Consider the following 9,831-nt stretch of genomic DNA (forward strand, 5'->3'; position numbering starts at 1 on the left):
CGGCAGGGCCGCGCACGACATGTGTTACTCGGCCGGGTGATCGGGGTCGCTCGATCGGGCGAGCACGTCGTGCACCAGGAGTGCCATATGGAGCGACAACATCGATTCCGGATCCTCCAGTTGGACGCCGAGCACCTGCTCGACACGGGCCAGCTGCTGGTAGTAGGCGGTGCGCGAGGTGTGCGCCGCCGCGGCGGCCGCCGACTTGTTGCCGCCGTGCTCGCAGAAGTGCCGCAGCGCCTGCAACAGCCTGCTGCCCGACGCGGCGTCGCGCGCCAGCAGCGGGCCCAGCTCACGCGCGGCGAACGCCGCCAGGCGGTCGTCGTCGCCGAGCAGGTGCAGCAGGCCGCGAAGCCGCACGTCCTCCAGCCGGTGGTAGCCGCAGCGGGGCTCGTCGTCGCGTTGCAGTGCCGCGGCCGCGACGTGGGCGGCCTCGGTGAGGCTGCGGCCCGCGTCGGTGGCCGACTCGACGGGGGTGCCGACCGCGATCACCACCGGCACCGTCGGCTTGGCCTGCTGGATCTCCCTCGCCAGGCGCCGCACCACCGCATCCGTGTTGGCCTGCGGGGACAGCGACAGCAGCGCGCGCACGCTCGTGTCGTCGACGCTGCCCACCAGCGCCGAAACGCGAGCCCGCCGGGTGGCCAGCGCGGTCGCCTCGGCGAGCTCCCGCAGCAGCGGCTGGCTCGACGCCGAGGCCGGCGGGCCAGCGGATCCGGTGAGCCGGGGCCGGATCGCGGCGCCGACGAGCCTGCGGCCCGTCAGCGGCACCCGCAGCGCCGACGCGCGCGCGGCCAGCTCCGCCGGGGTCGTCGGGGAGGCCAGCAGCTCGGCGAGCACGCCCCGGTGGGCCTGCCGTTCGAGGGTGTCGCCCTCGCGTGCGAGCAGGTGGTGCACGGCGAGTGCCGACGCGGCCCGCTCGGCCACCACCACGTACCGGTGTGGTGGCGGCTCCGCGCACGCCACCACCAGCCGTCCCCAGTCGTGGCCGCGCGCGCCGACGATCGTCACCAGCCAGCCCGCCTTCGCGTCGTACCCGGTGCGCTCGCCGAGCCGCACCGCGCGCGAGCGCGGCTGCCAGTCGGTCAGCAGCTCCGCCGGGTCGGCTCCGGTCGCGTCGTAGGCGAGCACCTCGTGCGACAGGGTCTCCAGCACCACCGGCTGCCCGGTCAGCCTCGCCACCTCGCGCAGCACGACGTGCGGCTCGGCGCCGGACACGGTGAGCGCCGTGAAGGTCTCGTGCACCTGTTCGGCGGCCTTCAGCTCGGCGACCTGCGCGTCGACGATCAGCCCGTTGACGGCCTCGGTCACCGTGACGTACCTGGTCTCGCGGGAGAGCGTCACCAGCGGCAGGCCGTGTTTGTCGGCGGCCTCGACGAGTGCGGCAGGCAGCCGGTCGTTCCAGTGCCGCACCAGCTCGACGACGAGCCCGGTGACCCCGACCCCGGCCAGCTCCTCGACGTAGCGGGCGAGCGCGGCGTCGTCGTCGGGCAGGGCGATGCCCGTGGTGAGCACCAGCTCGCCCCCCTTGAGCAGGTGCGCGATGTCGGCGACCTCGGCCACGTGCACCCAGCGCACCCGCCCGTCGAGCCCGGCCGCGCCCGCGACCACCCGCGGACCACCGTGGCGCACCACCGGCAGTGCGAGCACCTCCGCGACGGTCGGGTACATCCCGCTCCTGTCCTCGCCGAACACCAGCCGAAAAGCAGACTGTACGGCGATGAGCGGTACTCGGTACATATTGTCGGTGGCGTTCTCACCGGCACCCCCGTGAGACTCGGACGCATGACGGAACCGGACCTCCTCCGCCGCCACCGGGCCGTGCTGCCGGACTGGCTCGCGCTGTACTACTCCGACCCGATCGAGATCGTCAGCGCCGAAGGCAGGCACGTCACCGACTCGCAGGGACGCACCTACCTCGACTTCTTCGCGGGCATCCTCACCAACGCGATCGGCTACGACGTCCCGGAGATCTCCGACGCGATCCGCCGCCAGCTCGACACCGGCGTGCTGCACACGTCCACGCTGTACCTCATTCGCAAGCAGGTGGAGCTCGCCGAGCAGATCGCGGAGCTGTCCGGGATTCCCGACGCGAAGGTGTTCTTCACCAACTCCGGCACCGAGGCCAACGAGACCGCGCTGTTGCTGGCCACGCAGTACCGGCGAAGCAACCAGATCCTGGCCCTGCGCAACTCCTACCACGGCCGGGCTTTCGGCACCGTCGGCATCACCGGCAACCGCGGCTGGTCGGCCAGCTCGCTGTCGCCGGTGAAGGTGAGCTACGTGCACGGCGGCTACCGCTACCGGGGCCCGTTCGCGCACCTGTCCGACGCCGGCTACATCGCCGCGTGCGCCGACGACCTGCGCGACGTACTCCAGACCACCACCTCCGGCGACGTCGCCGCGCTCATCGCCGAGCCGATCCAGGGCGTCGGCGGGTTCTGCACACCGCCGGACGGGCTTTTCGCGTCGTTCAAGGAGATTCTGGACGAGCACGGCATCCTGCTGATCTCCGACGAGGTGCAGACCGGCTGGGGCCGAACGGGCGAGCACTTCTGGGGCATGGACGCGCACGGTGTGAAGCCCGACATCATGACGTTCGCCAAGGGCGTGGGCAACGGTCTCGCCATCGGCGGCGTGATCGCGCGCGGTGAGATCATGGACTGCCTCAAGGCGAACTCGATCTCGACCTTCGGCGGCAACCCGGTCGCCACCGCGGGCGCCAAGGCCACTGTGGACTATCTGCTCGAGCACGACCTGCAGGGCAACGCCGCGAAGCTGGGCGACCGGCTGCTGTCCGGCCTGCGTCAGATCGGTGCCCGGCACGACATCGTCGGCGACGTCAGGGGCAAGGGCCTGATGATCGGCATCGAGCTCGTGCGGCCGGGCGGCACGGAGCCGAACCCGCCGGCCGCGACGGAGGTGCTGGAGGAGACGAGGAGCAGGGGGCTGCTCGTCGGCAAGGGCGGCCTGTACAACAACGTCATCCGGCTCGCCCCGCCGATGACCCTCACCGGCGACGAGGCGGAACAGGCACTGGACATCCTCGGCGAGGCCATCACCGCCGCCGACCACCGCTGACGAAGGAGAACGCTCGCGTGACGAACCGGATCAGTCATTGGATCGACGGCAAGAGCTGGGCTGGGGTCGCTGAACGGACCGGGGAGGTGTTCGATCCCGCCACCGGCGAAGTCCGCGCATTGGTGGACTTCGCCGGTGACGGGCAGGTCGCCGAGGCCGTGAACGCCGCTGCCGCCGCCTTTCCCGGCTGGCGCGACACCTCGCTCGCCGCGCGCACGAAGATCATGTTCGCGTTCCGCGAGCTGCTCGTGGCGCGCAAGGAGGAGCTCGCCGCGATCGTGACGAGCGAGCACGGCAAGGTGCTCTCGGACGCCGCGGGCGAGGTGCAGCGGGCGATCGAGAACGTCGAGTACGCGTGCGGTGCGCCGCAGCTGCTCAAGGGCGGGTACAGCGAGAACGCGTCGCGCGGGGTCGACGTGTACTCGCTCGCCCAGCCGCTCGGGGTCGTCGGCGTGATCTCGCCGTTCAACTTCCCGGCGATGGTGCCGCTGTGGTTCGTGCCCAACGCGATCGCGTGCGGCAACACCGTGGTGCTCAAGCCGAGCGAGAAGGATCCGTCGGCCGCCAACTTCATCGCTGAGCTGTTCGCCGAGGCCGGCCTGCCGAGCGGCGTGCTGAACGTGCTGCACGGCGACAAGGTCGCGGTGGACGGTCTGCTGAAGCACCCTGAGGTGAAGGCGATCTCGTTCGTCGGCTCCACACCGATCGCGCGCTACGTCTACGAGACCGGCACGGCGGCGGGCAAGCGCGTGCAGGCGCTCGGCGGCGCGAAGAACCACATGGTGGTGCTGCCCGACGCCGACCTCGACCTCGCCGCGGACGCCGCGGTGTCGGCCGGGTTCGGCTCGGCGGGGGAGCGGTGCATGGCCGTGTCGGTCGTGGTGGCCGTGGAACCGGTCGGCGACGAGCTGGTGAGCAAGATCACCGAGCGGATGGGCAGGCTGCGGGTCGGCGACGGCCGCAGGCCCGACTCGGAGATGGGACCACTCGTCACGGCGGCCCACCGCGAGCGCGTCGCGTCATATCTCGACGCCGGTGTCGAGGCCGGGGCGCGGCTCGTGGTGGACGGCAGGGAGGCGGGCGTCGACGGCGACTCGGGCGGCTTCTGGCTCGGCCCCACGCTGTTCGACCAGGTCGAGCCCGGCATGTCGATCTACACCGACGAGATCTTCGGGCCCGTGCTGTGCGTCGCCCGCGCCCACAGCTACGACGCCGCGCTGGCGTTGATCAACGCCAACCCGTACGGCAACGGCACGGCGATCTTCACCAATGACGGCGGGGCTTCTCGGCGGTTCCAGAACGAGGTCGAGGTGGGCATGGTCGGCGTCAACGTGCCGATCCCCGTGCCCGTTGGCTACTACTCGTTCGGCGGCTGGAAGAACTCGCTGTTCGGCGACAGCCACGCGTACGGTCCGGAGGGTTTCCACTTCTTCACCCGCACCAAGGTCGTCACCTCGCGCTGGCTCGACCCCTCCCATGGAGGCGTCAACCTGGGCTTCCCGCGCAACGTCTAGGCGACAACACGTTCGGGCACCGTAAACTCGTTGTCAAAAGGCGACGGAGGAGGTGCCGGTGGCCATCGCGGACGAGCGACGTTTCGAGGTGCTACGCGCCATCGTGGCCGACTACGTGTCGAACCAGGAGCCCGTCGGCTCCAAGGCACTGGTCGATCGCCACAACCTCGGTGTGTCGAGCGCCACTGTGCGCAACGACATGGCCGCGCTGGAGGAGGACGGCTACATCACGCAGCCGCACACCAGCGCCGGCCGCATCCCCACGGACAAGGGTTACCGGCTCTTCGTCGACCGGCTCTCCGAGATCAAGCCGCTGTCATCCGCCGAGCGCAGGGCGATCAGGCAGTTCCTGGAGGGCGCGATCGACCTCGACGACGTCCTGCGCCGCTCGGTGCGGCTGCTCGCGCAGCTCACCCGCCAGGTCGCCGTCATCCAGTACCCGACGCTGACCAACTCGACGGTGCGCCACGTCGAGGTGGTCCCGCTGACGCCCGCTCGGCTCATGCTCGTGCTGATCACCGACACGGGCCGGGTCGACCAGCGCACCGTCGACCTCGGCGACGTGGTCACCGACGACGCCGTGGCCAGGCTGCGCGACGTCCTCAACGGCACGCTCGCCGGGCACAAGCTCGCCGAGGCCGCCGCGAAGGTCTCCGAGCTGCCCGAGTCGAGCCCGAGCGAGCTGCGGGACGTGATGACCAGGGTGTGCACGGTGCTGGTCGAGTCGCTGGTCGAGCACCCCGAGGAGCGGCTGGTCCTCGGCGGCACGGCCAACCTCACACGCAACGTCGCCGACTTCCCCGGCTCGCTGCGGCAGGTGCTCGAGGCGCTGGAGGAACAGGTCGTGGTGCTCAAACTGCTCGCCGCCGCCCGCAACCCCGGTGCGGTCACCGTGAGTATCGGTGAGGAGAATGAGGACGAGCAGATGCGGAGCACCTCGATCGTGTCGATCGGGTACGGCTCCGACCAGCTGCTGCTGGGGGGCATGGGTGTGGTCGGTCCGACCAGGATGGACTACCCGGGCACGATCGCCGCGGTACGCGCGGTGGCCAACTACGTGGGCCAGATCCTGTCCGGCAAGTAGCCGGACCGTTGTGGCTCGTTACTAGGAGGACGAGTGTCAACGAACTGCCGGCTGGCGAGGCGAGCACAGGTCGCGCTCCAGCCGAAGGCCCCGCGATCGTGGCGGCGGGGCGCCGAGGCGGCGCGAACGGACACCGCGTAACCAGGTCAGAGCCCCGGCGGCGCGATCGCGTCGCGCGCGGGGTCGGCAAGAACACAGGAGGACGTCAAGACGGTGGCGAGGGACTACTACGGCATTCTGGGCGTGCCGAAGAACGCGAGCGACCAGGAGATCAAGCGCGCGTACCGCAAGCTCGCCCGCGAGCTGCACCCCGATGTCAACCCGTCCGAGGACGCGCAGCACAAGTTCAGCGAGGTCACCACCGCCTACGAGGTCCTCTCCGACCCGCAGAAGCGCAAGATCGTCGACCTCGGTGGGGACCCCATGGACAACGGGGCCGGCCGCGGCGGTGGCGGTGATCCCTTCGCGGGCTTCGGCGGGCTCGGCGACATCATGGACGCCTTCTTCGGCGCCGCCGCGGGCGGCGGCAGGGGCCGTGGGCCGCGCAGCCGCGTGCAGCCGGGCTCCGACGCGCTCATCCGGCTGAGCCTCTCGCTCGAGGAGTGCGCCACCGGCGTCGACAAGGAGATCACCGTCGACACCGCGATCCTGTGCGACCGCTGCCGTGGCGCCGGAACGGCGGAGGGCGGCTCCGTCACCACGTGTGACACCTGCAACGGGCAGGGTGAGATCCAGTCCGTGCAGCGCTCGTTCCTCGGCCAGGTGGTCACCGCCCGTCCGTGCCCGGTGTGCCGCGGCTTCGGCGAGGTCATCACCGACCCCTGCCAGCAGTGTGGGGGCGACGGCCGCGTGCGCGCGCGCCGCAACGTCACCGCCAAGATCCCGCCCGGCGTCGGCGACGGCATGCGCATCCGGCTCTCCGGCCAGGGCGAGGTCGGCGCGGGCGGCGGCCCGGCGGGCGACCTCTACGTCGAGATCGACGAGGAGCCGCACGACGTCTTCGTCCGCCAGGGCAACGACCTGCACTGCCACCTGCGCATCCCGATGACCAGCGCCGCGCTCGGCGCCGTCGTGCCGCTGGAGACGCTGATCGACGGCGAGCAGGAGATCGACATCGAGCCCGGTACGCAGCCGAACACCGAACTCGTGCTCACCGGAAAGGGCATGCCGAGACTGCGCTCCTCCGGCCGCGTTGACGGCAGGGGCGACCTGCACGTCCACGTCGAGGTGGTCGTGCCGACCAAGCTCGATGACGAGCAGTCCGGGCTCCTGCGCGAGCTGGCCCAGCTGCGTGGCGAGGAGGCGCCGATGCTCGCGGGCAACGGCACCAAGCACGGCGGGCTGTTCTCGAAGCTGCGCGCCAAGAGCCGGTGACCGAGACCACCCCACCGGTCTTCCTGGTCGAGGCGCTGCCACCCGGCGGCCACGTCGTTCTCGACGGCGAGGAGGCCCGCCACGCCGTCACCGTCCGCCGCACGCGGGTCGGCGAGCGGCTGACCCTGTCCGACGGGAACGGCGGCGTCGCCGACTGCGTGGTGGACGCCGTCCACCCCGGCAGGGACGCCCGGCTGGAGCTCACCGTCGAGACCCGCCGCGACGAGCCCGAGCCCGCGCTGCACGTCACGATCGTGCAGGCGCTCGCGAAGGGCGATCGCGGCGAGCTGGCCGTCGAGCTCGCCACCGAGGCCGGAGCCGATGCCGTGCTGCCCTGGCGCGCCGCGCGCAGCATCGCGCGCTGGGACGACGGCCCCCGCGGCGCCAAGGCGCTCGCGCGCTGGCGCGGCACGGCCCGCGCTGCCGCCAAGCAGGCCCGCAGGGGGCGGGTGCCCGAGGTCGGCGACCCGGTGAGCACCCGGCAGCTCGCGGCGCTGCTCGCCGACGCCGACGGCGCGCTCGTGCTGGAGGCGGGCGCCGAGCACCTCCTCACCGAGGTACCCCTTCCACAGCAAGGGAAGCTGTACGTCGTCGTGGGCCCGGAGGGCGGCGTCACGGCCGAGGAGCTCGCCGCGTTCCGCACCGCGGGCGCCGTCGAGGTGCGGCTCGGGCCCACGGTGTTGCGCACGTCCACGGCAGGCGCGGTCGCGCTCGGTGCACTCGGTGCCCTGACTGCGCGGTGGCGGTAGCCCGAATGGACGCGGGCAATCCTGCCCACACGGCTGTTTGGACCCTTTTTCTCGGTGATTTCTGGCGCATCTCGGCAACCAGCCGTTACTGTTGTTAACGATCGGACACACACGGATGGCCGTGTGCTGACGACCCCGCCGGACACCTCCCCCCTCGGTCCGGCGGCGCCGCGGTGGCGAGTGGAGCGACCCCCAGGCTTCACCGCCCCGCGGCTTCTTAGTCGGGTGGCCTCCGGCCACCCTCCCCATTGGCGGTGTCGCTGTGTTCTCTGGGGGGACACCCCCCAGACCCCCGAACCGCCCCGCGGCTTCTTAGTCGCTCCGGGCCTCCGGCCCTCCGCTCCCTCTTCGCGGTGTCGCTGTGTTTTCTGGGCGGCATGTGGTCGTGGGGTTGCCCTTCTTGTGGTCGGCGGTCCGGCGGTCGGCCTTCGGGTGTGGTGGACGTTAGGGTTTGGCCATGAGTGATGCCGATACCTTGTTCGAGCGGATCATTGCTCGAGAGATTCCCGCCGACATCGTGCACGAGACCGAGACGACGCTGGCATTTCGCGACATTCAGCCGCAGGCCGCCACGCACGTGCTGGTGGTGCCGAAGAAGCGGTATCGGAACGTCGCCGAGCTCGCCGCGGCCGACCCGCAGTTGCTCGCCGACGTGATCGCCACCGCGGCCAAGGTCGCCGAACTGGAAGGCCTCACCGAAAACGGCTACCGGGTGGTCTTCAACACCGACTCCCACGCAGGTCAGACCGTTTTCCACGTGCACGCGCACGTGCTCGGAGGGGAACAGCTCGGCCACTTCGGGCGTTACTCGGGTGAGGCCGGGTAATCTAGCCGCCCTGATGTGTCGATGCCGTTAACATCGACAGGGCAAGCAGCAACGACGAGTGGCACGTACGTGCAGAAAGAGGCCAGAGGCCACGTGGCCGGAACCGTTCCGCAGCAACCAGCAGACGCCGTCTCGCAACCAGCGGCTCAGTCGGCACAGTCGAAGTTCCCGATTCCCGACGCCGCCGCGCTCGTTCTGCTCGGCTCTCGTGACGAGAACCTCCGCGCCGCGGAAGACCTCCTCGATGCCGACGTGCACGTCAGGGGCAATGAGGTCACCCTCACCGGCGCGCCGTCCGACGTCGCCTTCGCCGAGCGCGTCTTCGCCGAGCTCGTCACCCTTGCCACCCGCGGCCAGCAGGTCGGGCCCGACACCGTCCGGCGCACCGTCGCGATGCTGTCCACGGGCACGTCGGAGTCGCCGGCCGACGTGCTGAGCATGGACATCCTGTCCCGCAGGGGACGGACGATCCGGCCCAAGACGCTGAACCAGAAGCGGTACGTCGACGCCATCGACAAGCACACGATCGTGTTCGGCATCGGCCCCGCCGGCACCGGCAAGACATACCTCGCCATGGCGAAGGCGGTGCAGGCCCTGCAGGCCAAGCAGGTCAACCGCATCATCCTCACCAGGCCGGCTGTCGAGGCGGGGGAGCGGCTCGGCTTCCTGCCCGGCACGCTCTACGAGAAGATCGACCCCTACCTGCGGCCGCTGTACGACGCGCTGCACGACATGGTCGACCCCGACTCGATCCCGCGCCTGATGCAGGCGGGCACGATCGAGATCGCGCCGCTGGCCTACATGCGCGGTCGCACGCTCAACGACGCGTTCATCATCCTCGACGAGGCGCAGAACACCACGCCCGAGCAGATGAAGATGTTCCTGACCCGCCTCGGCTTCGGTTCGAAGGTCGTGGTCACCGGTGACATCACGCAGGTCGATCTGCCGAGCGGGCAGCGCAGCGGGCTGCGGATCGTGCGCGACATCCTCGAGGGCGTCGACGACCTGCACTTCGCCAGCCTGAACAGCCAGGACGTGGTGCGGCACAAGCTGGTCGGCGACATCGTCGACGCGTACGAGAAGTGGCAGGCCACCCAGGACGCCGCCACGGGCAACGGAAGGGCCGTCAGCGGTCGATGAGCGATGACGAGCGCAGCGAGGAATCGCTCCGTTGGACACAGTGCGTTCGTGCCTCGCGGGTGT

Annotated in this window: 8 protein-coding genes; 7 read left to right on the forward strand and 1 reads right to left on the reverse strand. The window is 70.7% G+C overall.

Annotated features, from left to right (window positions below; genetic code table 11):
• Positions 1-24: 24 nt before the first annotated feature.
• Entirely contained in the window at positions 25-1,671 is a 1,647-nt protein-coding gene (locus DI005_RS27555) for a PucR family transcriptional regulator (protein WP_113644086.1), read from the reverse strand.
• Positions 1,672-1,785: 114 nt separating this feature from the next.
• Between DI005_RS27555 and DI005_RS27560 the strand changes: the two genes are divergently transcribed.
• The 7 genes from DI005_RS27560 (at position 1,786) to DI005_RS27590 (ending at position 9,768) form a co-directional block, all read left to right on the forward strand.
• On the forward strand, positions 1,786-3,081 hold the full coding sequence (locus tag DI005_RS27560; RefSeq protein WP_112268194.1) for an aspartate aminotransferase family protein: 1,296 nt from the start codon (positions 1,786-1,788) through the stop codon (positions 3,079-3,081).
• Positions 3,082-3,098: 17 nt separating this feature from the next.
• The gene (locus DI005_RS27565) at positions 3,099-4,595 is read left to right on the forward strand and encodes a CoA-acylating methylmalonate-semialdehyde dehydrogenase (protein WP_113644087.1); all 1,497 of its coding nucleotides are present in this window, start codon (positions 3,099-3,101) and stop codon (positions 4,593-4,595) included.
• 58 nt (positions 4,596-4,653) lie between these two features.
• Entirely contained in the window at positions 4,654-5,679 is a 1,026-nt protein-coding gene (hrcA, locus tag DI005_RS27570) for a heat-inducible transcriptional repressor HrcA (protein ID WP_112268190.1), read from the forward strand.
• 213 nt (positions 5,680-5,892) lie between these two features.
• On the forward strand, positions 5,893-7,053 hold the full coding sequence (gene dnaJ, locus DI005_RS27575) for a molecular chaperone DnaJ (protein WP_112268188.1): 1,161 nt from the start codon (positions 5,893-5,895) through the stop codon (positions 7,051-7,053).
• Entirely contained in the window at positions 7,050-7,802 is a 753-nt protein-coding gene (locus tag DI005_RS27580) for a 16S rRNA (uracil(1498)-N(3))-methyltransferase (protein ID WP_112268187.1), read from the forward strand. Before dnaJ ends, DI005_RS27580 begins: the two co-directional genes overlap by 4 nt.
• Before the next feature lie 457 nt (positions 7,803-8,259).
• Complete coding sequence (locus DI005_RS27585) at positions 8,260-8,628, forward strand: histidine triad nucleotide-binding protein (RefSeq protein ID WP_112268185.1); 369 nt, start codon at positions 8,260-8,262, stop codon at positions 8,626-8,628.
• A 93-nt stretch (positions 8,629-8,721) separates the two neighbouring features.
• Positions 8,722-9,768 carry a PhoH family protein gene (locus DI005_RS27590; protein ID WP_112268183.1) on the forward strand — a complete coding sequence of 349 codons (1,047 nt, stop codon included), beginning with the start codon at positions 8,722-8,724 and terminating at the stop codon, positions 9,766-9,768.
• Positions 9,769-9,831 lie beyond the last annotated feature (63 nt).

The organism is Prauserella sp. PE36 (genome assembly GCF_003311655.1).
GTDB lineage: Bacteria > Actinomycetota > Actinomycetes > Mycobacteriales > Pseudonocardiaceae > Prauserella_A > Prauserella_A endophytica.